Origin of the sequence: Pseudomonas helmanticensis (assembly GCF_900182985.1) — a bacterium.
Lineage (GTDB): Bacteria > Pseudomonadota > Gammaproteobacteria > Pseudomonadales > Pseudomonadaceae > Aquipseudomonas > Aquipseudomonas helmanticensis.
Genome location: NZ_FXUY01000001.1, coordinates 280,077 through 304,427, shown reverse-complemented (window position 1 = coordinate 304,427; position 24,351 = coordinate 280,077). Strand labels below are relative to the sequence as shown.

The window sequence follows — 24,351 nt, the reverse complement described above, 5'->3', positions numbered from 1 at the left end:
CGTAGGATTCTTCGTTTGCCGACGTCAGCGAAGGCTGCGATCTTTTCCAGCATCCTTTACGTGACCGTGGCAGGAATTTTTTTCATGACCGTGCAGCCTTTCGTCAGCCCTGACCTGATCCGCCAACGCTTCTCCAAAGCGATGTCCGACATGTACCGCGAAGAAGTGCCGCTGTATGGCGCGCTACTGCAACTGGTCGAGCAGACCAATCACGACGTGCTCGAACGCGAGCCGCAGATCGCCGCGCAACTGCACAACAGCGGGGAAATCGAACGGCTGGACATGGAACGCCATGGCGCGATTCGCGTCGGCACCGCCAGTGAACTGGCCACCCTCGCCCGCCTGTTTGCCGTGATGGGCATGCAACCGGTGGGTTATTACGACCTCACGCCAGCGGGTGTGCCGGTGCATTCCACGGCATTTCGCGCGGTGCATGAGGACGCGCTGCAAATCAGTCCATTTCGAGTGTTTACCTCGTTACTGCGCCTGGAATTGATTGAAGACCCTGAGCTGCGCGCCTTCGCCGAATCGGTGCTGGCCAAGCGAACGATCTTCACCCCCGCCGCGCTGCAACTGATCGAGCGCGCCGAAACCATCGGAGGCTTAAACGCTGACGAGTCTGAGGAGTTTGTCCTACAGGCACTGGAGACCTTTCGCTGGCATCACAGCGCAACGGTCAGCGCTGCGCAGTATCAGACGCTGAGTGCCCAGCACCGCTTGATCGCCGACGTGGTGGCGTTCAAAGGCCCGCACATCAACCACCTGACGCCGCGCACCCTCGACATCGACATCGTCCAGGCACAGATGCCGGCGCATGGCATTACGCCGAAAGCAGTCATCGAAGGCCCGCCGCGTCGGCAGTGCCCGATCCTGTTGCGCCAGACCAGTTTCAAGGCGCTGGAGGAGCCCATCGCCTTCACCGACCAGAACCAGACCCGTGGCAGTCACAGCGCGCGCTTCGGCGAAATCGAACAACGCGGCGCGGCGCTGACGCCCAAGGGTCGCGCGTTGTACGACCGTTTGCTGAATGCCGCGCGAGATGAGCTGGGAGACTTCCCCAACGAAGGCAACGCCGCACGCTACAACGCGCTGATGACGCAGCACTTTGGCGAATTCCCTGACAGCATCGAAGGCATGCGCGAGCAAGGGCTGGCGTATTTTCGCTATTTCGCCACGGAAAAAGGCCTCGCGGCAGGTAGTCTTGCGCAGACCTCGCTGGAGTATTTGCTCCGCGATGGTCATGTGAAAGCGGAGCCGCTGGTGTACGAAGATTTCCTGCCGGTCAGCGCAGCAGGGATTTTTCAATCAAACCTCGGCGACGCTGCCCAAACACACTATGGCGAACACTCCAACCGCCAAGCCTTCGAACAAGCTCTGGGACGAACAACTATTGATGAGCTTCAGTTGTATGCCGAAACACAACAACGCTCACTCAACGAATGCCTTGCCGCGATTTCAAAATAACCACCACATAGATCGCAGCCAACCGCCTCCTGCAGGAGCTGCCGCAGGCTGCGATCTTTTAATCGCCATCAACGCAACCGCGACAACAACGCCAACGCCGTCTCTTCAGAAGAAGCCGGATTCTGCCCCGTCAGCAGCAACCCATCTTCACGGGTATAACTCGACCAATCCGCACCTTTCGAGAAAATCCCGCCCTTGGCCTTGAGCTCATCTTCCACCAGAAACGGCACGACTTTAGTCAACTGCACCGCCTCTTCCTCGCTGTTGGTAAACCCGGTCACCTGTTTGCCTTTGACCAACGGCTGACCGTCCGCACTCTTGGCATGGCGCAGCACACCCGGCGCATGGCACACCGCCGCGACCGGTTTGCCACTGTTGTAGAAAGCCTCGATCAACGCGATCGAATGGCGATCCTCGGCCAGATCCCACAGCGGGCCGTGCCCGCCTGGATAGAACACCGCATCGAAATCCGCAGCTTTTACCGAATCCAGTTTGACCGTCGCAGCCAAAGCCGATTGAGCCGCCGAGTCTTGGCGAAAACGTTCGGTGGCGGCGGTTTGCGCGTCCGGCTCGTCACTCTTCGGATCCAGCGGCGGTTGACCGCCCTTGGGCGACGCCAATGTCAGTTGCGCGCCAGCATCCTTGAACACGTAATATGGCGCGGCGAATTCCTCCAGCCAGAAGCCGGTTTTCTTGCCGGTATTGCCCAGTTGATCGTGGGACGTCAGAACCATCAGGATTTTCATGTCGTTCTCACTCGATTTGGGGGGTGTGCAGACGCCAATGGCGCGGGTGTCAGTGATTGACCCTGAGGAGCGACGGATCGTTTCAACCGGATCAAAGCTGGCCTCTGGCCAACTGCGCAAGAAGTTGCGCACTTGTTTTCAAAAAAACCCGGCGAAACACGCTGGAATCCTCGCCAGACGTGGCCTGCAGCCAAGTGCGCAAGAAGTTGCGCAGTACTGCGCAACTTCTTGCGCACTTTTAACTTCGCCTCCCTGCTTTTTTCGCAGAATCGCCGGCAAAAAACCGCTATCCCCTTGATCCATAAGGGCGCCGCATTTGTTGGCACGTTCCTTGATAACAGTCAGGCACCCACCGGGCGATTTCGCCTCCCGGGCACCCTAAATTTATCCGCAAGGAGAGCACCCCATGGCAACACCAGCGTACATGTCGGTTACCGGCGAAAAACAAGGCCTGATCACTGCAGGCGCATTCACCGCTGACTCCGTAGGCAACACCTACCAGGAAGGCCACGAAGACCAGGTCATGGTTCAGGCTTTCAGCCACGACGTGATCATCCCGCGTGACCCGCAATCCGGTCAGCCAACCGGTCAGCGCGTTCACAAGCCAGTTGTGATCACCAAGGTCTACGACAAGGCTTCGCCTCTGCTGCAAGCCGCTCTGACCTCCGGCGAGCGCATGAGCGAAATCGTTATCCAGTGGTTCCGTACTTCTGCTCAAGGTACCCAAGAGCACTACTACACCACCAAACTGGAAGACGCGATCATCGTCGCCATCAACAACAAAATGCACAACTGCCAGGATCCAGGCAACTCGCACTTCACCCACCTGGAAGAAGTGCAGTTCACCTACCGCAAAATCACCTGGACCCACGAAGTATCCGGTACTTCGGGTTCCGATGACTGGCGTGCTCCAGTCGTTTAATTACGGCTGATCGTTACAAGCATCGGCCAGCTCTGCTGGTCGATGTTGTTTTCGCAACTCCAGATTTTTGTGACAGCACGAGGAACAACGGATGTTCGCGCCGGCCAATGAAACCCACTTTGCCCTGACCATCGAAGGTCTTTCTGCTGACTTTCAGGTGTTTACCCTGCAAGGCCGGGAAGCCATCAGCCAGCCTTTTGTCTTTGAGGTGGAGCTGGTCAGTGAGCAGCCGTCGCTGGACCTCGAAACCCTGCTGCACAAACCGGCCTTCCTGCAACTGTCGCCCGACGGCAGCGGCATCCACGGCCAGATCTATCGCGCCGCTCAAGGCGATTCGGGCAAACGCCTGACGCGCTATTCGCTGACCCTGCGCCCGCAACTGGCGTACCTCGCGCACCGCATCAACCAACGCATCTTCCAAAACCTCACGGTGCCGAAAATCATCGGCAAGGTCCTCGAAGAACACGGCATTCAAAGCAACGCCTACGAATTCAAGACCGGTTCGATTTATCCCGAGCGCGTTTACTGCGTGCAATACGATGAGTCGGACCTGCATTTCATCCAGCGCCTGTGCGAAGAAGAAGGTATCCACTACCACTTCGAACACACCGCCACGGCGCACAAACTGATTTTCGGCGATGACCAGACGGTGTTCCCGAAGCTGACGCCCGTGGCCTATCAACAAGACTCCGGCATGGTCGCCAGCGACCCGGTGATCAAGCGCTTCGACCTGCGCCTGGAAACCCGCACCAGCCGCACCACCCGCCGCGATTACGACTTCGAAAAACCGCGCATCACCCTCGAAAGCGAAAACCGTGGCGACGCTCTGCCCGACCTTGAGGATTACGATTACCCAGGTCGTTTCATCGACCGCGAGCGCGGCAAACACCTGGCCAAGCGCGCCCTCGAACGCCATCGCAGCGACTTCCAGCTCGCCGAAGGCAAGAGCGATCAGCCACTGCTGGTCAGCGGCCATTTCCTCGCCCTCACCGCGCACCCGAAAGCCAAATGGAACGACCTCTGGTTGCTGACCGAAGTCCACCATGAAGGCAAGCAGCCGCAAGTGCTGGAAGAGTCGGTGACCAGCGACACCACCGCGCTGAAAGACGATTTCCATCAGGGCTACCGCAACCGTTTCCAGGCCACGCCATGGGACGTGCCAAACCGCCCGCCCCTGCGCCACCCGAAACCGCGCATCCTCGGCAGCCAGAGCGCCGTGGTCACCGGCCCCAAAGGCGAAGAAATCCACTGCGACGAATACGGCCGCGTCAAAGTCCAGTTTCACTGGGACCGCGAAGGCCAGGCCGACGACAAGACCAGTTGCTGGCTACGCGTCTCCAGCGCCTGGGCCGGCGCCCAGTACGGCGGCATCGCCATCCCGCGCATCGGCATGGAAGTGCTCGTCACCTTCCTTGAAGGCGACCCCGACCAGCCATTGATCAGCGGCTGCCTGTACCACAAGGAAAACACCGTCCCCTATCCACTGCCGGCGAACAAGACCCGCAGCACCTTCAAGACCCTCAGCTCCATGGGCGGTGGCGGCTACAACGAACTGCGCATCGAAGATAAAAAAGGTCAGGAGCAGATCTACCTGCACGCCCAGCGCGACTGGGACGAAAACATCGAGCACGACCAGAAGATCCGCGTCGGCAACGAACGCCACGACACCGTCGAAAAAAACAGCTACAGCGAATTCAAAGCCGAAGAACACCACACCGTCTACGAAGACCGCAAAGTCGAAGCCCGCGCCAACGACCACCTGACTGTGGGCGTGAACCAGCACGTCAAGATCGGCACTGGGCAGTTCATCGACGCGGGGCAGGAAATCCATCTCAGCAGCGGCATGAAAGTGGTGATGGAGGCTGGCGCCGAACTGACGCTGATCGGCGGCGGCAGCTTCATCAAGATCGATGCCGGTGGCGTGACCATGAGCGGGCCGGTGATCAACATGAACTCCGGCGGTGGGCCGGGCAGCGGCACCGGTGCGGCGCCATTGATACCCGGCGTGCTGAAACAGGCCGACGCTGACAAAGCCGGCCAGGTCCTCACCCCGGCCCAGATCAACACCCTCAAACGTAACGCGCCATTCTGCGAAGAATGCGAAAAATGCAAGGCAGGTGCCTGTGCCATCTGATCGAATTACGCCCAAGGATTGGCTGGCGCAACAGCCGTTGCAGACTGGCGAGCGCCTGTACTTGATCATCAGCGCGGCGAGTGATTCCGACGCGCTGAAAAACCTCTACCTCACCGAACCCACCGCCCAACTCTTGCCGATCTGGGGCGACACGCCCTACTCCACTTGGCAACCGGTGATGCCCTACGTCACCGAACTGAAGGGCAACTCGGCATTCTTGCCATGGATCGCCGAAACGGACGCCCTCGATTGGGGTTGGCTGGCGGTATCGCGCTCGGAACCGAACGAAGTGTTCGAGCATCTGCGCAGCCTGACACAGGTGAAGATGCCGGACGGGACCGAGGTGTTTTTCCGGTTTTGGGATGGACGGCATATCTACCCGATTCTTGAAGGGTTGGGTGAGACGGCTGGGGAAGTGTTGCCGGTGTTTCAGCGTTACCTGATCAACGGGCGGAGCCTGGAGGTCGGGCCGCGGGTGGTGCCGAAGGCGAAGGATTGGCCGTGGTGGGAGGTGCCGAAAGATCTGCTAGACAGCTTGATGGCCGAGAACCCGTCGACCGTGATCGGCAACATGATGCAGTGGCTATTGGACGAACATGCCGATCTGTACTTCTCGTTCCCAGAATCAAACTTGAAACAAAAAGTGGCGCGCTTCGTAAAGCGCACGCCGCTCACGGAAGAAAATTTTGCCGGTCTGTTGAAGGCCTATTTGGAAAATGAGGTGGTTGTATGAGCGTTTTGATGGGTGGGATCGTTGGTGGCCTCACGGCAAAACAACCTGATGCTCAGGCGATCATTGCCGACTTCAAGAAGTGTCTGAAAGACTACCGTGAGCATGCCGAAGCCTGGTATGGCGGCATTCTGGATGCCGAGCAGCAGTTCAAGGTCGGGGACGAAGTCGGCACGGCAGACAAGGACATCAAAAAGGAAAACACCCTTTATGCCAACTGCCCCGCTAACGGCAAACTCGTGCTCGTTCACAGCTTCGAATCCGCGCGCTTCGTGCCAATTGGCAATACGCCGGTTCGACTGACTCCGGTAGTCGATGGCCGCTTCATCGGCAAGAACGAAGTCGGTCCGACGATTAACAAAACCATCGATTCGACCGGAATTCTGGAAGTCTCCGGCCTCACACCCAATCAGCAGTACAAAATTACATTTTTCCCTAATCCAACTCCTGCCCAGATCGATAGCCTGTTCAACTCCTACCAAGGCGTGATCGGTGAACTCGGTGGCTGGTTGCAAACCGAATGGAGCACAAGTTTCCTGCCGTTGTGGCAGGCACACACTGATGCATCACTGGGCGGTCGTGCCCTGCAGGAGCTGGAAGCTGCGTGGGAAGGCTTCATGAAGGCGATCATGGGCTTGTGGGGCGATATCAAGAGCCTCTACGACCTCGTCGCTCACCCTCGCGAAAACTACGAAAAACTGAAAAAGTTTTTCACCGAAGAGCAGATCAAGAAGATTTACGACGCTTCAGCCGAAGCCATTCACACAGCTTTGCTAATTGCCAGCGATGAGCCGCTGATGTGGATCTATGTCGCGGCAATCATGGCCTGGGTGCAAATGCTGCCTCCGCAGACCTGCACGGAAGTGCTGGCCCAAATGTCCACAGAGTTCCTGCTGAACATTCTGGTGGGCGTCGTCCTGACTGGAGGCCTCGGCTTGGCCGTTCGCGTGGGGACAAAGGCAATCAAGGGAGTCCAGAGTAGCGGCAAGGTCATAAAACTGATCGAAGATTTCACTGGCATGCTGATGAAGGTCAGCAAATCCAAGGCCACGCCACACACCGAAGCGTCGAAGCCTTTGTTGCTAAATGGCGATTCGAAGTTCAATCCGGCACGTAAAGCGGATGTGCAGATTGCGGCACCCAAACCTGCCGAAACCGCGACAGCACCGAAAAACAAGCCACCGGTCAGCGGCGGAAAAGTGGAGTCCGATGCGCAGATTCAAGCACGTAAAAAAGATGAGCCCGCCTCGCGTGTCGAACAGGTAGAACACGTCGACAACGCGCCAGATCAATCGAAAAACCCGGCCGACAAACCCGCACAGTGTGTTGACGATACATGCTCTGGTGGCGACCCCGTGTCGATGGTGACCGGTGAGGAATTACTCACGCTGACCGATGGTGAAATGGGTGGTTTGCTGCCCTTCGAGTGGACCCGCCTATACCGAAGCAGTGCGGTTGATTTCGACAGCCGTCTCGGCCATGGCTGGAGCCATTCACTGTCCCATCGCTTGCAAATCGACGATGAAGGTGTGCTGTGGACAGACAACGAGAATCGGCAGACCCGATTCCCGATGCCGACCGACCAGCGCCCCGCCATCACCAATAGTCTGGCACAGGCCGCAATTTATCTAGGTGATGCTCCCGGTGAACTTGTCCTGACTCAGGCCGGGGCAAAAACACGCTTCTACCATTTCCGAGCCGGTCGCCTAACCACGATTAGCGACGCCTACGAAAACCGGTTACATATCAGTTATGACTTCGTTGACCGTATCCAGCGCATCGATAACGGTGCAGGCCGTGCCCTGCTAATGCGTTACGACGACCGACACATTGTGGCCGTCGATCAGCAGCAACAACGCCAGGAATACAATGACCGCGGTGAACGTCAGGATCCATGGCTGACCATTCAAACGCTCGTCACCTACCAATACAACGCACGCAATCAACTGATTTCTTCTACCAATGCGGCAGGCGAAACCGAGCATTACCGTTACAACGATCAGCATGTCATCCTCGAACGACAGATGGCCGGCGGCGCCAGTTTCTTCTGGGAATGGGAACGTGAAGGCAAACACTCCCGCTGCATACGCCACTGGGCCAACTACGTGCAAATGGAAGCGCGTTACGAGTGGGATGACAAAGGCTCGGTCACCGTCCATAACGCTGACGGCAGCCAACTTGTCTATGTGCATGACGAAAATGCGCGGCTGGTCAGCGAGACCGCGCCCGACGGCGGTGAAACGCAGAACGCGTACGACGATCAGGGACGTCTGGTCGCCGTAAAAGATCCGATGGGCGCGATCACTGAGTATCAGTACAGCGAAGCTGGGCGCTTGATCGTCGTTATCCCGCCAGAGGGTATTCCGACCCGCTACAACTACTTTAATGGTCAACTCATTGATGTCCAGCGCGGCAAAGCCCGCTGGAAATACGAGCGCAATCGTCAGGGTGACATTACCCAACAAAGCGATCCGGATGGCAACGAAACCCATTACAGCTATGACCGTCAGGGCCGACTGCTGGAAATTCGTCATCCCGATGGTAGTCGTCATCAACTCGGCTGGAACAACCTAGGTCAGTTGCTGGAAGAGCGCCTGCCAGATGGCGGTCAGCGCAAATACCGCTATGACGCGCTAGGTCGACAAATTACCCGTCAGGACGAATTCGGTGCTATCACCCAATACCAATGGGATGCAGTTGATCGTCTGACCCAAGTAACCCTGCCCGGCGGCGCCACTCGCGCGTTCACCTACAACCCATATGGCCGCGTCACCGCCGAACGCGACGAGCTTGGGCGTATCACTCGTTACGAGTACGCCGACAACCTGCACTTGGTCAGCCGCCGCATCAATCCTGACGGCAGCCAACTGCGTTATCGCTACGATAACTCGCAACTTAACCTCACCGAGATCGAGAACGAGCGCGGCGAACGCTACCAACTCGACTACTACTCGAATGGCCTGATCCAACAGGAAACTGGTTTTGACGGTCGCCGCACTGCCTACGAGTACGACCTCAACGGTCAGTTGCTTAAGAAAATCGAGTTCGGCGATGACGGCAGCGAACTGGTCAGCGAATACCAACGTGATGCGTCCGGACGTCTGCTGGTCAAAACCTTGCCAGACGGCGAAGAAATCCACTACAGCTACGACGCATTGGGGCGTCTGGTAAACGTCGACGACGGTAACTGGCCGCTCGCCTACGAATACGACGTGCAGGATCGGCTTGTCACCGAGCATCAGGGTTGGGGCACCACACGTTATGAGTACGACAGCGTTGGCCAACTGAGCCACTGCCGTCTTCCAGATGGCAGCACGCTCGATTACCGTCATCTACCCGGCGGACGCCTGAGCAACATCGACCTGAACGGCTCACGCCTGACCTCTCACCAGTTCAGTGCCGGTCGCGAGCAACAGCGACAACAGGGTTTGCTCCTAAGCCAATACCAGTACGACGAACAAGGTCGCCTGCAAGCGCATAGCGTCAGCCAACGCGACAAAAACCTGTTCCAGCGACGCTATAACTACGACGCGAATGGCAACCTAGCCGGCGTAGATGACACCCGCAAAGGTAATCGCAGCTATCACTACGATCCATTGGATCGACTGATCAGTGTGCGTGGTGCAACACCGGAAAGCTTCGCCCACGATCCAGCAGGCAACCTCCTCGGTCAGAATGACCTGCCCGTAGCCAATTTGGCTAACGTCAAAGGCAACCGCCTACTGATGCAGGGCGACCGCCATTATGACTACGACGCTTACGGTAATTTGAGCCGTGAACGTCGTGGCGCCGGCCAGAAACTCGTCACCGAATATCGCTACGACTGCCAGCATCGTCTGATCGGCGTCAGCCTGCCGGGCGGCAGCACTGCAACTTACAAATACGACGCCTTCGGCCGTCGTATAGAAAAAACCGTCGACGGCCACACCACTGAATTCCTGTGGCAAGGCGAGCGCTTGATCGCTGAAAGCGCCGAAAATCGCTATCGCAGTTACATCTACGAACCGGGCAGCTTCCGTCCGTTGGCTATGCTCGACGGCGAAGGCCCACGTAAAGCCACGCCGTTCTATTACCAACTCGATCACTTGGGCACACCGCAGGAACTCACCGATTACAGCGGCGAGATTATGTGGTCGGCCAGATACCGAGCTTATGGCAACCTGGCGGCACTCGATGTCAGCGAAATCGATAACCCGTTGCGGTTCCAGGGTCAGTATTTCGATGCCGAGACGGGGTTACATTACAACCGACACCGCTACTACAATCCGGGGACTGGACGGTTTTTGACGCCGGATCCGATCAAGCTTGCTGGGGGGTTGAATAACTACCAGTACGTGCCTAATCCTACGGGATGGGTGGATCCGTTGGGGTTGAATGGGTGTCCGGGACAAAAGAAATTTACCCGAAATGATAAATTTTATGGCTCTCGCAGAGCTGCCTTTCAAGATGCAAAACGTGATGCAAGAATACCCAAGTCAGCTGAACCATTGGAAGTAAACCAAGTTGCCCTCACAAAAGCGGGTGAGCATGGAGTAGGAAAACAAAACGTTCTCGATGCGGATGGCAACATTGTCTACACTAGAGAATACCACTACAAAAACATTGACAATGAGCGCGTAGTAATTCAAGAGCACTCATATGGGCATGAAGACTTCCCAAGCGACCATGCTTCGCACAAACCGCATTTCAATGTAAGAGAGTATGATCCGGAAACAGGCAATGCTGACCGCAATAGAACTTTCCACCTTAAAAGTGTTTCTACCCATTATGTTTTCGAGTGAAAAATAAAATGTGGACAAACTACATTTCAGACAAAAAACAATGGCTAGCCATTTTTGGAAATGGCTACGCGCCAACGGACTTAAACATCTCCCACGCCATACTTAGAGACAATGCGATAACTTTAAAACTATTCAGCCGCATGAAAGACAACAGCTACCCAGATAAGTGGATAAAAAATGAATATAATGAGTTTTCCTTTGACCTAATCATTAACAATGCAACAACATTAGAGGTTAAAAACTTCAACCTCTGCGGCCCACTAGAACTAAATATCAACAAAAACAACAGTGAATTCGAAATAAAGGCGACAATCAACTCTCTATGCAATATTACGTGCAAAGCCAGTGGCATATTTATAAACAACATCAAAGCATACAACAATGATGGCGCAATCTAAGAAAAACATAAAACATAAAACATAAAACATAAAAAGTGGGACAAATTTATTTTCTACAAACCGAAAATAAACCTGCCCCCCTTTTCTCGAAGAATAGTCTCGCAAACAAAAGTCGACCCAAAAGGTTTTAAAACCATTGATGGCAATCAAATAGAATCAAAACAACTTGATCAATTTATAATCGAGAGAGCAAAATGAATTTTTTAATTGACATTACAAAATCCTTTGGCGCTATCGATTTCGACAATGCCGGCGGAGTCATATCCTATATAAATATTCCTCCAACTGAAAACATTCATAATAGCTTTCAACTCGAAATTTTTAATGTCGTTCTTAACCTAATAGACGAACCAGTAGTCTCTTCAATAAAACTTCAGAATTCAAAATTCCTAGACAACATGGACGAGGACGGTTTCCTAATACTCAAGAAAGCAATCATTACATTTGAGAAGATGAAGGGTCATGAAAAACTAATACGCCTATTAAATCAAGATGAAGGTTACTTGACGCACGAGTCTTACGGCCCCAAATTAGCGAACGAAGATAAAATCTACGACGTCGGAGGGAGATCATTCTCAACACCACAGTTATTGATCAATCTTGCCATAATCTCACCAAAAAAAGTAACTATCGAGTTCACCCCTTCGAACCTTACTTATATAGCAACATACGAAGAACTCCAAAATTCAGTAAAACTCTTAAATTTACAAGCAAATCGTGTCCAACCTCCAATCCAGGGAATATTCGACACAACCTACAGCAATATGCACACCGTTAGCGATTTTGATGCGGGTTATCGAGTATACAAACAATAGAACAACGGTAAGTGGGGACAGTCCATATCTACCCTGAACAGCCAACAAAAAGGGGACAGATTTATTTTCTAAACACTGAAAATAAATTTGTCCCCTTTTCTTTTTTGTCGCTCGAAGAAACTAAAATCGCGCCTGGCAACAGAACTGCATCCATTGAAGAAATAAAATCTCCAGAAGAATTTTTCCAACGCTCAGGTAAACGTTCAGAGCAGGATCAGAAAGCAGGTGAAGCGTACAGACCATCAGGTTCAATAACGCTTAAAGAGGATGGTACGATCACGCTCATACCACCGGGAGAACTTCCATGATATTTAGATCAGCCGGCACGGAAATCAATCTAAACACGGTCACCTACAGGAGCCTTGGCTTCGGAGAAAAGTCAATTCTTGAAACAAAAAAATACGAAATGACGATAAACAACGATGAGTTTCCGGAACAATTTATCAGCCATGCAAATTCATTTATTGCCGAATGCAAAATTGATGACTCTGAGCAAGGCTATGCGGACATTCCCGAACTAGAAAAAATAGAATACCCAACCTTTGATGAAATTTTAAACAACTATCACAATTTGGCTGCAAGCCTTATAAAAGACTATCTTTATTTCGAGCTTTTTTACTTTCTATTCCCAAACTCAAAAGAACTCAAGATAGTTATAAACAGCATCGAAAACATAAAATCAGATGGAACATCAATTACAATCACGGGCGAAACGTATCCAGTTCAGAAAACATAGAAAACAAAGTAGGTAAAAAGTGGCAAAACCGGGGAAGGATTTATTTTCCACGGAGGGTGGATATGAATTTTTGAATGGAGTTCCTTTGGGATTGAACAGAGATTCTCAGTGGAAACCAATAAAACTTCTCAAGTAGAAAAACTATTTAGCGTAAGTATTCCAGAGTTATACTTGGACTTTGGCAAATTTTCCGACTAGGCCTCTCCAGAGCAATCTTCATTTCCATATGCTAATGAAGGGATTTTCAGTTTTATTTTCTACGCATTGAAAATAAATCTTTTCCCTTTTCTCCACTCTATGACAACTCGCGCCTGCTGCTGACTGAAATCGAAAAGGAGCGCGGCGAGCAATACCACCTCGACTACTACGCCAACGGCCTGCTCCAGCAGGAAACCGGCTTCGACGGTCGTCGTACGGCCTATGAATATGACCTCAACGGCCAACTGCTGAAGAAAACCGAGTTCGGCGACGACGGCAGCGAACGGGTCACTGAATATCAGCGTGACGCTGCTGGCCGACTACTGGTGAAAACCCTGGCCGATGGCGAAGAAATCCACTACGGCTACGACGCCCTCGGTCGCCTCGTCAACGTCGACGACGGTCATTGGCCGCTCGCCTACAAATACGACCTGCAAGACCGCCTCATCGAAGAACACCAAGGTTGGGGCACCCTGCGATACGAGTACGACAGCGTCGGCCAACTAAAACACTGCCGCCTGCCTGACGGCAGCAAACTCGATTACCGTCACCAACCGGGCGGGCAACTGAGCAGCATCGACCTCAACGGCTCACGCCTGACCTCTCACCAGTTCAGTGCTGGGCGCGAACAAAAACGTCAGCAAGGTTTGCTGCTCAGCCAATACCAGTACGACGAACAAGGCCGCCTGCAAGCCCACACTGTTGGCTAGCGAGACAAGAACCTGTTCCAGCGTAGTTATAATTACGATGCCAACGGCAACCTCGCTGGCATTGATGACAGCCGCAAAGGCAATCGCAGCTACCACTATGACCCGCTCGATCGATTGATCAGCGTGCGTGGCGCTATCCCAGAAAGCTTCGCCCACGATCCGGCCGGCAACCTGCTGGGCCAAAGTAACGAAGGCACTGCCAACCTCGCCAACGTCAAAGGTAACCGCCTGCTGATGCAGGGTGATCGTCACTACGAGTACGACGCGTACGGCAACCTGAGTCGCGAACGCCGTGGTACCAGGCAGAAACTCGTCACCGAATATCGCTACGACTGCCAACACCGCTTGATCGGCGTAAGCCTGCCGGGTGGCAGCACCGCAACCTACAAGTACGATGCATTCGGTCGACGTTTTGAAAAAACCGTCGACGGCCACATCACCGAATTCCTTTGGCAAGGCGAACGCCTGATTGCGGAAAGCGCCGAAAACCGCTACCGCAGCTACATCTACGAACCGGGCAGCTTCCGCCCATTGGCGATGCTAGATGGCGAAGGCCCACGTAAAGCAACGCCGTTCTATTACCAACTCGACCACCTCGGCACACCGCAGGAGCTCACCGACTACAGCGGTGAAATCATGTGGTCGGCGAAGTACCGAGCCTACGGTAATCTCGCCGAGCTGGACGTCAGCGAGATCGATAACCCGTTGCGGTTTCAGGGTCAATATTTCGATGCCGAGACAGGGTTTCATTACAACCGACACCGCTACTACAATCCGAGTACTGGACGGTTTTTGACGCCGGATCCGATCAAGCTTGCGGGTGGGTTGAATAGCTACCAGTATGTGCCTAACCCTACGGGGTGGGTGGATCCGCTTGGTCTAAACACTTGCCCTGGTGGGGATAAATGCATTCCTGGCCAAGGTGCCGAACCTCCAGAGCAAAAAGCCAAGGTTAGCGATGGATCCCCGCCTCCTCCAGACGTTCAGTGGACAAACCATGGAAATAAACATGTGGCCCCTAAGGCTCCTTGGCCTTCTGTCGTAAAATCCACTGCCAATGGAGGTGCAGCGAAATATGTGCCGGGCACAGATATAGAAGCATTAGAACGGCACGCTTTTGCAAACGGACAAGATGTCAATAATGGAAAACCATGGAAAGTCATTGATATGGGAAAAACTATCGGCGCTAACGACGGAAAAGAAACCCGGTACATGAGGGTGGAATTGAGTGCGAACACCATACATGGACATCCGATATCTGAAGAAGCCTTCAAAAAACTAACCAAGAAGAAAAAATAAGCGATGAACATTAATAAAATAATAACGCTCGGCGGAACAATTACTTTCGATGAACTCTCCACATTAGTTGGAAGCGACATCAAACTTATTACCGACGATTTAAAAGAAGATCTATTACAGGCATCACTGCCACTCGAACAAATAATTGATATTGGATGGTACCCAGAATTCAGCGAAAAAGGCTCCTTTAGAATCTCGCTAATTACAGATCAAAACTGGGAGTCGCCCACACACAGCGAAAGCGCGAAAACTTGGACTGAACTTGAAATAGCGTTAGATCACACTCTGAATAAAATAAAAAAACCTTAATCTTTACGCAGGCGTAAAATAGACCCTTCGTAAAAAACACCACTCCCGAAAACGTTAGGCTAAAAAGCAGACTAAAAAGAACTAAAAAAACTAAAAAAACTAAAAAAACTAAAAAGGGACAGATTTATTTTCTACGGGGTAACGATCCAAGCGTTCCACCTGGAGACAAAAAGTGAAAGTCACATGCAAAACAAACAAGATAGGCGAAAACTTCTCGACAGAAACAGCATCAAGACTAAAGTGCTACATTTCAATTGGCGACGATGAACTGGAAATCGAAATTGGAAAAGAATATGTAGTTTATGGCATTGAGCTTTGGGATAACTGCCCTTGGCTTTACATTTGCACAGAGCCTTATGACGAGTACCCAAAACCGTTTGCCCTTGATTTTTTTGAAATTTCTGAAAAGAAGCTTTCATCTCACTGGATTTTGAAATCCAAAGAAACTCACAACAACAAAAACAAGACTCAATTTGTTTTTCCAGAATGGGCTGAAGACGACAGTTTTTATGAGAACCTAGTTAACGAAGATCGAGCCTGCATAACTATATTCAACCGATACAAAAAACTCATTGATACAGAATAAAATCAAAAACGATATATGAGCAACTTTTTCACTTGCGAGCTCCGCGCAATAGGAGACAGGCTATATTTTTCCGTTTCGCACTTTAAACGTGGTCCGTCCCTGATTAATTTTACGGCAGCCAACTGCGTTATCGCTACGACAACTCGCAACTCAACCTCACCGAGATCGAGAACGAGCGTGGCGAACGCTACCAACTCGACTACTACTCGAATAGCCTGATCCAGCAGGAAACTGGTTTTGACGGTCGACGCACTGCCTACGAGTACGACCTCAACGGCCAGTTGCTGAAGAAAATCGAGTTCGGCGATGACGGCTGCTGGTTTTGCGGATCGGGATTAAGAGCTTCAGTGAGCCGGGGTTGAGATAGAAGTTGATGGCGCGGTCGGTCGCCTCTTTTATCTTTTGGGGTTCTAGCGATGGGTCGTACGGGATCGGATCGGCGTCCGGTGGGTTTGGCGTTGGTTTGAACATTGATGAAGCTCCGTATCAAGAAAATAGAAGCCATCACTCTCGCTACCAAACGATGGGTGGCGGCCATGCGCGGGTTGGTAGACCGGTCGATACGGAACCCGGCGCTCACGAATGAGCCCCACGCATGCCCACCATTAAAACGCAGCCGCAAAAAAGAGGCTGAATAAGGTGGCACCATACGGCCATACCGAAGCGGGCTACCAAACCCGTTCACTGTTTTGCAGTGACAGGAAAACGATATAGCCCGCCCTATAGGCGCGTATGCCGGCGGATTCTGGAGTACGCGTAGGCAACGGCGCAAGGCGTTGTAGCCTTTGTGGCGTAACGGTTTGTGTAATTTAAACGAGCTTGCAAACGTCCGTTAATACCGCCAGCGACGAAGCTGTTTGTGCGCCCTACCCGATCAACTCTTCCATCACCTCGTACTTAACCACCACCCGATTCCGATACAACCTCACCCGCTCCACCAATTCCCCAACCTGCCCCTTCTCCCTCACCTCCCGCCAGATCTCATTCTCCCGATACACCCGCTCCCCCTCTCGCACAAACCGGTGCCCTTCCTGAAACACGTGATACCGATACGCCCTCACCCGATCACACAACAACTCCCCTTCGAGTTGTGTCTCGCCGACGTTCAACTTCAGCTGAAAAATCCGATCCGTCGGGTTATGCAGCACCAAATCAACGTAGTTGTAGAAAATCGCCGCCCCGGACCCGAACGGCAGCACCCGTCCTTCATCCGGGAATGGATCGAAACTGTGGTTGGAGCGCTCGACCACCACCAGCGGTGAGTGAATCGCCATCCAGTGAATTAGGTTGCTCAGTTGGCAAATACCACCGCCTACCCCGCGTCGTGCCTCGCCGAAAGACAGTTCCATGCCTTCAACGTAGCCGCGCTTCAACGTCGGGCGGCCGACCAGGCGGCAGAAGGAGAAGTGTTCGCCGGGGGCGATGATCACACCGTCGATCGCGGCGACGGCGAGTTTGAGGTTGATGACTTTGTTGTGTTGCAGGGCGAGGTCGGAGTCGCCGAGTTTGCGGATGAGTTTCGAGGTGTGTTTGAGGTAGCGAAATGGCAGGCGCTCGGCCATAGCAACGGGGCGTGCGTAGCGTTTGCTGGAACAGCGCCAGGCAATTTGGCGGAACAGTCTTTTTTGCCACACGCGCAGCCAATACAAGGCTGGGTGGTAGAGGGAGAGTGGTTTCATCCGTGACACAACGGCGTGCGCCGTTTCTTCCTTGAACAGTGAGAGTTGCGCGCATTTTATCCGGTAATGACCGGCAGCACCGCAGGCATTTCATACCACCAGCGGTCTCAATTCGACACACTCTGCCGGCCACCCAATCCGCAAATTAAGGTTCGCCTAAGGTTGCCTCGCTACGATCACGGCCACGAAACCCTGTCGCCCTTGAATCGCAGATGAGTCCTTCTGACATGAAATCGTTTGATTTACCAACCCAGCCAGCGTCGAACTTCAGCCTTGTCTTGGTAAATTACAAAACTGCGGATCTCACCCGAATGTGCCTGGAGCTTTTGCGCGAGCACGTTCAGGAGCGGCAAATTCCCGTGTGGGTGGTGGACAACGATTCGGCGGATGCCAGTCTCGATTACTTGCGCTCGCTGGACTGGATCAACTTGATCGAACGGCCTTCGCCGGGCAAAGAGGCCGGGCATATTGCCCACGGCAAAGCGCTGGATCTGGCGCTGGACCAAGTTGCCACCGATTACCTGTTTCTGCTGCACACCGACACTTTTGTCTACGACAAGGAAGTGTTTGCCATGATGATGCGCGAGTGCACGAAAACGCCGGATATCGCTGCGGTCGGTTGTGTCGAGCAAATCAATCGTGGGGTTGTGCGAGATACCTGGCGTTTAACTTCGCGCTTCTGCAAACACTATGTTCGCCGGGCAAAGACGCAGTTGGGACTAAAAACCAAAGAGCCGAAACCGTATAGGGAAACCCATCTGAAGAGTTTCTGTACGTTGTGGAATGCGCGGTTGATGAAGTCGCAAGGACTGCACTTTTGTATGGATGATCGAGTGCCGGGTTATACGCTGCAGGACCGGATGTCGGCGTTGGGCTACGGCATCAAGTTCCTTTCTCCGCGCAAGATCTTTCATTATCTGGATCACATCCAGTCCGGCACGGTCGCGGCGGCAGGCACGTACGGCAAGGATCACCGCCGCACGAAAATGTATCAGGCGACGCTCAAGCGCATTCAGGCACAGCAAGCGTAGCCGGGCACTGCTTAAATCAAGGGTGAACAAAAAAGGGCGACTCTAGAGTCGCCCTTTTTGTTTTCAAATATTGTATACAACCTCCAAAGAGGTGTTCGCCCAGTGTAATGGCCTGGCAATCCATGCACCGGTAAAGAGCCCTGACACTGGGCGAACGAGAGGGATTTTAATAGAAGTTGGCGGTTATGTCGTCATTGATAATGATGAATTTTATGTACTAGAAAGTTAAAAAGTGTGTATCGCCGATATTTACCGAGAAACTTCCGACAACACACTTTTATATGATTGTTCTCATACCTAAACCTGTACAAGAACAATCACCCTGTAGAGTTAATGCTCAACTTTCGTGTTGACTGGTCACTTTCAAGATATCGGTGTAAGTGACGATGACGCTCTGCCCTTCTTTCAAATCTTTCAATTTGGCTTGAATTTCAGGCTTTTTCACGTCGAGGGTTTTCGATACGCCGGCCGGGTTTTCCAGGGTCACCTGATTCTTCTTCAAATCAATTTTGGTGATTTTCAGTTGCACCTGAACCTGACGGAATGCTTCGCCGCCGGGGTTATCGCTGCCTTGCGCCTTGCGCAGCTCACCGGTTCGCTCGGTGGAGCCAGGCAAACCTTTATCCACATCGGTATCGAGATAAGCGGCGACCGAACGCTGCACTTCGATGTTGACCTGATCGCCGACCTTCAGATTGGCGAGGTTTTTCGCTTTGTCGCTGAGCTGTACGTGAACCGGCTTACCTTCGGCGCCTTCCAGAACCACCTGATGATTGGCCGCATCGACGGACAACACTTTGGTGGTGACCTGATCCGCCTCAACCGTGGCGGACAACGGGATATCGGCAGCCAGGGCGCCGAAGCTGGTGGCGGACAGTAAGGTTGCGAGGGTGATGGCCTTGGCCAGTGCGTCGAGCTTCATAAGCAATACTTTCCCTGTGATGAATGGCAGCGCCCGGCGCCAACGTGGCTTGGCGGCGGACGTGCCACTGAGCATAGACGCTGTTCAGGGCTTGGCTTTGTTTTGTGACGGCGAGGTGTGTTGCTTGGCGGTGTCTTGCGCAGTTGATTCGCCACTGGGCGTGCCTTTGCCACTGTTTTCACGCTGTTTGGGATCAGTGGGGCGCAGGGCATCGTTGTCGCGTTCGGTTTCGCCCGGTGGCCGGGGTTCATCGGGGTGTTCACCTTGGGTGATCGGTTTCATGGCGGTAGTCCTCAGGCTTCGGGATCGTCGAGTTCACGGGCGACGTTGATGGCGGGGGAATCCTTGTGCAGATCAGCGGCCTTGGCACGCAGGATCTGCCATTGTTCGAGGTCGATGGCGCCTTGGCCGAGCAGGTCGTCGGCGATGCGCTGCAGATCGAAGTAATGCGCGTCGGGCGATTGCTGCCAGTAGCTTTCGTCGTCGAACAAACGCTGCCAGGTGTTGAGATCCGGGGGTTGCAGGTCGTCGCTCATGGCAAATTCTCGACAGGTTTCCCTGTAGAGGACAACACCGCAGCCCAAGTTCAAACCGATCCTTGTAGGGGCTACCGAGTGCAACGAGGCTGCGATCTTTCGATCTTGCCCTGAAAAAACACGATCAAAAGATCGCAGCTTTCGGCAACTCCTACACAGAGGGGGGGGTTAGTAGCCGGTCATTTCCAGGTAGCCCTGGCCGGGATGGCTGCCGGTGATGCGCACCGGGCCTTCCCAGTAGGGGATGCGCAGGTTCATCCAGGCGTTGGGATTGAGGGCGTTGAGCTGAATGTCGAAGTGTTTGTCGGGAATACTGATCGACCATTTCACCGGCATCGAGCGGCCGGCGACCGTGGCGGTATCTTGCGGAGTCAGTGTGATCTGCTCGCTGCGCAGGGTTTGCGTCTGGCCGTCGGCGGCAATCCAGGTGCCGGTGAGGTACGGCACGCCGTCCTTCTGCCGGGTGCGGAAGAGCATGACCTTTTCGCCGCTGTCGAGGTGCAGCGACAGCCAGTCCCAGCCGGTCTGGTTGGCGCTCAGCGGCTGGCTGCTCCACTCGCGATCGAGCCATGCCGGGCCGCTGACGGTGTAGCTCTGGCCGTCGATCTGCAAGGTGCCGCTGGCCTGAAAAAACGGCTGACTGTAGTAATACGACGCCTGCCCCTCTGCGGATTTGCGGCTGAAACCGTTATCACCTTGCAGCACCAGCGGACGGCTGGAGGTGAGGTGCAGTTGATAGGCGAAGTCTTTGTCGCGGGCGCTCAATTGCAGATCGCTCAAAGGATCCGGTGCCTCGCTGGCGAAACGCCAATCGTCGATCCACGCCTCGAACAGCGCCACGCGCACACCCGCTTGCCCTATGCCACCGCGGGCATAACGTTCGGCGGCGTGATGTACGCCAGCGGAGGTCACCGCCGCATGCCCCAGCCAGATCGTCTGATTGGCCCAGCCGGCCTGCTCTGCCACAGGTTTCAGGGCACTGCGAAACAACGTCCACTGCACACCGAATTGATTGCCCTGCTGATCCTTCAGATTGGCCGTGACGTACCACCATTCGATGCGAAAACCGGCATGCGCGCCATGATCCGCCGGGAAGCTGAACACTCGCCCGGGCACCACCGGGGTGAACGCCAAAGCCTGATCGCCCATCCCGGCAAAGCCCTTCTGCTCCGGCGCCGATTGATCGCAGCCAACGAGTAGCAACACAACCAGCAGCAATACAACGGCGTCAATCCTCATGGGCAAACGTCCTGAGCAAGTCCGTCGGTTGCGTGCGGTACAGCGAATACAGCGGCCACGCCGAAGCCAACAATGTCGCCAACAATGCCAAACCCATCAACTGCAAAAGCTGCCAAGGGAATACCCGCAACGGCAGACGCCAGCCAAATGCCTGCACATTGATTACCGCATCCAGGCACCACGCCAATGCGATTCCCAATGGCAGCGCCAAGACCAGCGTCAGCACTGCCAACAGCCAGGTTTGACCGAGATTGAGCAGCATCAATTGTTTGCGCGTCACGCCCAACGCCCACAGCGGCGCGAGCTGTCCGAGACGGCTCTGGCTCTGCGTGAGCAGGCTGATAAACAGCGCCACACCGGCGACGGCCAAGGTCAGGCTGTTCAACGCTGCCGTCGCGGCAAAGGTGCGTTCGAAAACCTGCACCGACCAGCCCTTGAGGCGGGCCTGATCGACGATACGGCTGTCATCCAGCTGAAAACGCGCCTGCAACGCGCTCAACAACGGCGGGATATTCGCTGGGTCGATGCGCAGGTTAAAACGGTTCGGCGTCAGTTGCGGCCAGCCGCGCAGCAGGTGATTGACGTTGGCCAGCAAGTGTCCCTTGGGATTGCCGTAATCGGCGTAGATGCCGACGATGCGCGGCGACCATGCGCCGTTGGGTGTGGGAATGGTCAGGTGGTCACCCGCGCGCACCTTCAGGCGCCGGGCGAGTTGTTCGCTGAGCATCACCGCATCGTCGGTCGCCAGGTGCCCCCACGGGTCGCCGCCACTGGCATCGAGCAACGGCCAGTGTTGGCGATAATGCGGGTGATCGATCACCCCGAACACTTCGGCGGGCCAACCTTGCAGCGTTACCGACACTTGCCAGTTGGGCAGCACCGCCGCGACGTTCGGTTGCTGCCTGAGCCAGCTGTACATCTCGCGCGCCTGCGCCGGATTGCTCGGGTTGATGTACAGCTCGGCGCTCAGGCGTTGTTCGAGCCAGTCATTGAAGGTCTGGCGAAAACCGGCGGTCATGCTGCCCGCGCCGATGTTCGCGGCGAGGGCCAACAGCAACGCCATCAGCGCCAGACTCAACGCCGGCAATTGTTGACGGCAATCGGCGAGAAACCACTGCCCGAGCACCGAGCGACTGTGCCCCAGCAACTGATTCAAGATAGCGCTGAGCAACACCGGCAGCGCCAGCGCGGCGCCGAGCAGCAACCCGGCCATCAGCACAAATCCGCTGGCCAGGCTGTCGCCCCACACCAGTGCAGCCAGTGCCAGCGCTCCCAACAGCAAGGCAAGCCAGTATTGGCGGCGCAGCCACAGCGCATATTGCTGGTGCCAGGCTTGCGGGTCCGCCACCGCCAGCAGTGGCAACTTCGCCGCGCGCAGCAAACTGTTGGCCCCGGCGAGCAAGGCGCCGAGCAGGCTCAAACCAATGCCGCTGAACCACCACCAAGGGCTCAGCCGCAACTGCCCCGCCACTTCCGCGCCGTACAAACCGCGCAGGCTGGCGGCGACGTCCGGCAACAGCACGCTGGCCAGCCAGTAGCCGCTGATCACACCGAACAATCCGCCAATCAGCGCCAGCACACCTAATTCGACAATCAGGCAAAAAATCAGCATCCGCGCGCTGACACCACAGGCCCGCAGGGTGCGCAGCAAGCCTCGGCGCTGTTCCAATGCGAGGCCGATGGCGGCATGGACGATGAACAATCCCACCACAAACGAGAGAAAACCCAAGGCATCGAGATTGAGATGAAAGCTCTCGGTCAGCCGCGCCAGATTGTTTTCCTCGCCGCTGCTTTTCAACTGCAACTGGCCTATGAACGCCGACGGCAGCGGCTGGTGAAAATCCTTGGGCAGCAACAGCCGCGACAATTGTCCGGGTTGTTCGAGCAAGGTTTGCGCCACGCCGATATCGACCAGCAAGACACCCGGCGCCATGTCCTTTTGCACGCGCAACGGTGGCAACGTCAGCCCATTGATAGTCTGCGGTGTGGCGCCCTCGGCGAGGTTCAAGGCCTGCAAGGTTTCCGGGGAAACCCAGGTAGTGCCCGGCGGCGTGAAGAATTCGACGATGCGCTCGATCGGCATCGCCTGCCCGGCCACAGCAGAGTCCGCCGGCAACGACACCGGTTCGATACCGATCAATTGCAGCCGCTGGTTTTCCTCACCCTTGAGGAGCAAACGGCCCTGCAACAGCGGCGACACCGGCCAGCCCTGTCGACGCAGATCGACAAACCACTGTTGGCTGAACGTCGCACCGTTTGGCGTACTCAGACTGGCCTGCGGTTCGCCGCCGATCATCTGGCTGGCGCGGGCGTAGCTGTCGCGAGCCTGACTGTTCAGCGCTTCGACGCCGGTGAGCAGGCTGGTCGCCAGCCACAACCCGGTCAACACACTGAAAAACTGCACGGGATGACGTCGCCAATGGCTGAGCAACGCGCGCAGGGTCTGGCGGAAAACGTTCACGTCAGCCGCCCTTTCGACAGCACCAGCCGTTGCGCCAACCGCGCCGCCACCCGTTGGCTGTGGGTGACCATCAGCAAAGTGGTCGACGTGTCATCGAGCAATTCCAGCAACAGACGCAGCACTTCATCACTGGTCGCTTCGTCGAGGCTGCCGGTGGGTTCATCAGCCAGCAACAGTTTCGGTTGCGACGCCAGCGCCCGGCCCAATGCAACCCGCTGTTGCTGACCACCGGAAAGCTGTTCCGGATAACGCTTGAGCAAATCACCCAGCCCCAGGCGCTGCACCAGATGCGCCTGCCAACGCGGCTCATGACGCCCGGCCAGGCGCGCCTGAAACGCCAGATTGTCCTCGACGCGCAAACTGCCGATCAGGTTGAACTGCTGAAACACCAGACCGATTTCCGTACGCCGCCAATTGGCCAGTTGCGCCTCGTTCATCTCTTCCAGCCGATGCTCACCGCTGCTGATGCTGCCGCGATCGACCTTGTCCAGGCCGGCGACCAAGTGCAACAAGGTGCTTTTGCCGCTGCCGGATTCGCCCATCAGCGCCAGGCTGCTGCCGGCTTGCAGCGTCAGGTCGACGCCTTGCAGCACCGGCAGCGAGCCTTGGGGTGTAACGTAGCTTTTGAAGACGTTTTCAACGCGAAGCATGCCGC

The 24,351-nt window shown here is 54.9% G+C and carries 20 protein-coding genes and 3 pseudogenes; 14 read left to right on the top strand and 9 right to left on the bottom strand.

Features of this window, described 5'->3' with window-relative positions; genetic code table 11:
* Positions 1-84: 84 nt before the first annotated feature.
* Positions 85-1,464, top strand: a complete 1,380-nt coding sequence (hglS, locus tag QOL84_RS01560) for a 2-oxoadipate dioxygenase/decarboxylase HglS (protein WP_283435902.1) — start codon at positions 85-87, stop codon at positions 1,462-1,464.
* Positions 1,465-1,532: 68 nt separating this feature from the next.
* Here hglS and QOL84_RS01555 read toward each other — a convergent pair whose 3' ends face one another.
* Positions 1,533-2,210 (bottom strand): type 1 glutamine amidotransferase domain-containing protein, encoded by a 678-nt coding sequence (locus QOL84_RS01555; protein ID WP_283435901.1) that lies wholly within the window; start codon positions 2,208-2,210, stop codon positions 1,533-1,535.
* Between the two features lie 406 nt (positions 2,211-2,616).
* Between QOL84_RS01555 and QOL84_RS01550 the strand changes: the two genes are divergently transcribed.
* From QOL84_RS01550 to QOL84_RS29440, 12 genes and pseudogenes are all read left to right on the top strand, one after another.
* A complete protein-coding gene (locus QOL84_RS01550; protein WP_007919523.1) occupies positions 2,617-3,132 on the top strand; it encodes an Hcp family type VI secretion system effector in 516 nt (171 codons plus the stop codon).
* A 91-nt stretch (positions 3,133-3,223) separates the two neighbouring features.
* Positions 3,224-5,266, top strand: coding sequence for a type VI secretion system Vgr family protein (locus QOL84_RS01545; RefSeq protein WP_283435900.1), 2,043 nt, complete (start codon positions 3,224-3,226; stop codon positions 5,264-5,266).
* Complete coding sequence (locus QOL84_RS01540) at positions 5,256-5,999, top strand: DUF4123 domain-containing protein (RefSeq protein WP_283435899.1); 744 nt, start codon at positions 5,256-5,258, stop codon at positions 5,997-5,999. Before QOL84_RS01545 ends, QOL84_RS01540 begins: the two co-directional genes overlap by 11 nt.
* The gene (locus QOL84_RS29405) at positions 5,996-10,777 is read left to right on the top strand and encodes an RHS repeat-associated core domain-containing protein (protein WP_346772234.1); all 4,782 of its coding nucleotides are present in this window, start codon (positions 5,996-5,998) and stop codon (positions 10,775-10,777) included. Before QOL84_RS01540 ends, QOL84_RS29405 begins: the two co-directional genes overlap by 4 nt.
* A gap of 8 nt (positions 10,778-10,785) precedes the next feature.
* Complete coding sequence (locus QOL84_RS01515) at positions 10,786-11,175, top strand: Imm50 family immunity protein (protein WP_283435898.1); 390 nt, start codon at positions 10,786-10,788, stop codon at positions 11,173-11,175.
* A 194-nt stretch (positions 11,176-11,369) separates the two neighbouring features.
* Positions 11,370-11,990 (top strand): hypothetical protein, encoded by a 621-nt coding sequence (locus tag QOL84_RS01510; protein WP_283435897.1) that lies wholly within the window; start codon positions 11,370-11,372, stop codon positions 11,988-11,990.
* Between the two features lie 11 nt (positions 11,991-12,001).
* Positions 12,002-12,298 carry a hypothetical protein gene (locus QOL84_RS01505; protein WP_283435896.1) on the top strand — a complete coding sequence of 99 codons (297 nt, stop codon included), beginning with the start codon at positions 12,002-12,004 and terminating at the stop codon, positions 12,296-12,298.
* Positions 12,295-12,726 carry a hypothetical protein gene (locus QOL84_RS01500; RefSeq protein WP_283435895.1) on the top strand — a complete coding sequence of 144 codons (432 nt, stop codon included), beginning with the start codon at positions 12,295-12,297 and terminating at the stop codon, positions 12,724-12,726. Before QOL84_RS01505 ends, QOL84_RS01500 begins: the two co-directional genes overlap by 4 nt.
* Positions 12,727-13,022: 296 nt before the next feature.
* Positions 13,023-14,933, top strand: a pseudogene (locus tag QOL84_RS01495) (RHS repeat domain-containing protein); the annotation flags it as partial.
* A 3-nt stretch (positions 14,934-14,936) separates the two neighbouring features.
* A complete protein-coding gene (locus QOL84_RS01490; protein WP_283435894.1) occupies positions 14,937-15,242 on the top strand; it encodes a hypothetical protein in 306 nt (101 codons plus the stop codon).
* A 172-nt stretch (positions 15,243-15,414) separates the two neighbouring features.
* Positions 15,415-15,828, top strand: coding sequence for a hypothetical protein (locus QOL84_RS01485; RefSeq protein ID WP_283435893.1), 414 nt, complete (start codon positions 15,415-15,417; stop codon positions 15,826-15,828).
* A 113-nt stretch (positions 15,829-15,941) separates the two neighbouring features.
* Positions 15,942-16,142 (top strand): annotated as a pseudogene (locus QOL84_RS29440) (hypothetical protein); the annotation flags it as partial.
* A gap of 4 nt (positions 16,143-16,146) precedes the next feature.
* Here QOL84_RS29440 and QOL84_RS01480 read toward each other — a convergent pair.
* Both QOL84_RS01480 and QOL84_RS01475 read right to left on the bottom strand, forming a co-directional pair.
* A pseudogene (locus QOL84_RS01480) lies at positions 16,147-16,299 on the bottom strand (DUF6124 family protein); the annotation flags it as partial.
* A gap of 395 nt (positions 16,300-16,694) precedes the next feature.
* Positions 16,695-17,507: a VanW family protein gene (locus tag QOL84_RS01475; RefSeq protein WP_283435892.1), complete on the bottom strand. Its 813-nt coding sequence runs from the start codon at positions 17,505-17,507 to the stop codon at positions 16,695-16,697.
* Positions 17,508-17,734: 227 nt separating this feature from the next.
* Here QOL84_RS01475 and QOL84_RS01470 point away from each other — a divergent pair, with 227 nt between their 5' ends.
* Positions 17,735-18,538 (top strand): glycosyltransferase family 2 protein, encoded by an 804-nt coding sequence (locus tag QOL84_RS01470; protein ID WP_283435891.1) that lies wholly within the window; start codon positions 17,735-17,737, stop codon positions 18,536-18,538.
* A 337-nt stretch (positions 18,539-18,875) separates the two neighbouring features.
* Here the strand turns inward: QOL84_RS01470 and QOL84_RS01465 are convergent, their stop codons facing one another.
* The 6 genes from QOL84_RS01465 to QOL84_RS01440 all read right to left on the bottom strand — a co-directional run bounded on the left by QOL84_RS01465 (position 18,876) and on the right by QOL84_RS01440 (position 24,346).
* The gene (locus QOL84_RS01465) at positions 18,876-19,460 is read right to left on the bottom strand and encodes a hypothetical protein (RefSeq protein ID WP_283435890.1); all 585 of its coding nucleotides are present in this window, start codon (positions 19,458-19,460) and stop codon (positions 18,876-18,878) included.
* An 84-nt stretch (positions 19,461-19,544) separates the two neighbouring features.
* The gene (locus QOL84_RS01460) at positions 19,545-19,742 is read right to left on the bottom strand and encodes a hypothetical protein (RefSeq protein WP_283435889.1); all 198 of its coding nucleotides are present in this window, start codon (positions 19,740-19,742) and stop codon (positions 19,545-19,547) included.
* Between the two features lie 11 nt (positions 19,743-19,753).
* Entirely contained in the window at positions 19,754-19,996 is a 243-nt protein-coding gene (locus QOL84_RS01455) for a hypothetical protein (RefSeq protein ID WP_129394643.1), read from the bottom strand.
* 168 nt (positions 19,997-20,164) lie between these two features.
* On the bottom strand, positions 20,165-21,235 hold the full coding sequence (locus QOL84_RS01450) for a lipocalin-like domain-containing protein (RefSeq protein WP_283435888.1): 1,071 nt from the start codon (positions 21,233-21,235) through the stop codon (positions 20,165-20,167).
* Positions 21,225-23,696, bottom strand: coding sequence for an ABC transporter permease (locus tag QOL84_RS01445; RefSeq protein ID WP_283435887.1), 2,472 nt, complete (start codon positions 23,694-23,696; stop codon positions 21,225-21,227). Before QOL84_RS01445 ends, QOL84_RS01450 begins: the two co-directional genes overlap by 11 nt.
* Positions 23,693-24,346, bottom strand: coding sequence for an ABC transporter ATP-binding protein (locus QOL84_RS01440; RefSeq protein ID WP_283435886.1), 654 nt, complete (start codon positions 24,344-24,346; stop codon positions 23,693-23,695). Before QOL84_RS01440 ends, QOL84_RS01445 begins: the two co-directional genes overlap by 4 nt.
* Positions 24,347-24,351 lie beyond the last annotated feature (5 nt).

Coding starts and splice junctions, on each gene's coding strand:
- QOL84_RS01450 (WP_283435888.1), bottom strand. CDS start 21,235: ATGAGGATTGACGCCGTTGTATTGCTGCTGGTTGTGTTGCTACTCGTT.
- QOL84_RS01555 (WP_283435901.1), bottom strand. CDS start 2,210: ATGAAAATCCTGATGGTTCTGACGTCCCACGATCAACTGGGCAATACC.
- QOL84_RS01515 (WP_283435898.1), top strand. CDS start 10,786: ATGTGGACAAACTACATTTCAGACAAAAAACAATGGCTAGCCATTTTT.
- QOL84_RS01545 (WP_283435900.1), top strand. CDS start 3,224: ATGTTCGCGCCGGCCAATGAAACCCACTTTGCCCTGACCATCGAAGGT.
- hglS (WP_283435902.1), top strand. CDS start 85: ATGACCGTGCAGCCTTTCGTCAGCCCTGACCTGATCCGCCAACGCTTC.
- QOL84_RS01455 (WP_129394643.1), bottom strand. CDS start 19,996: ATGAGCGACGACCTGCAACCCCCGGATCTCAACACCTGGCAGCGTTTG.
- QOL84_RS29405 (WP_346772234.1), top strand. CDS start 5,996: ATGAGCGTTTTGATGGGTGGGATCGTTGGTGGCCTCACGGCAAAACAA.
- QOL84_RS01465 (WP_283435890.1), bottom strand. CDS start 19,460: ATGAAGCTCGACGCACTGGCCAAGGCCATCACCCTCGCAACCTTACTG.
- QOL84_RS01470 (WP_283435891.1), top strand. CDS start 17,735: ATGAAATCGTTTGATTTACCAACCCAGCCAGCGTCGAACTTCAGCCTT.
- QOL84_RS01460 (WP_283435889.1), bottom strand. CDS start 19,742: ATGAAACCGATCACCCAAGGTGAACACCCCGATGAACCCCGGCCACCG.
- QOL84_RS01500 (WP_283435895.1), top strand. CDS start 12,295: ATGATATTTAGATCAGCCGGCACGGAAATCAATCTAAACACGGTCACC.
- QOL84_RS01440 (WP_283435886.1), bottom strand. CDS start 24,346: ATGCTTCGCGTTGAAAACGTCTTCAAAAGCTACGTTACACCCCAAGGC.
- QOL84_RS01550 (WP_007919523.1), top strand. CDS start 2,617: ATGGCAACACCAGCGTACATGTCGGTTACCGGCGAAAAACAAGGCCTG.
- QOL84_RS01510 (WP_283435897.1), top strand. CDS start 11,370: ATGAATTTTTTAATTGACATTACAAAATCCTTTGGCGCTATCGATTTC.
- QOL84_RS01475 (WP_283435892.1), bottom strand. CDS start 17,507: ATGAAACCACTCTCCCTCTACCACCCAGCCTTGTATTGGCTGCGCGTG.
- QOL84_RS01490 (WP_283435894.1), top strand. CDS start 14,937: ATGAACATTAATAAAATAATAACGCTCGGCGGAACAATTACTTTCGAT.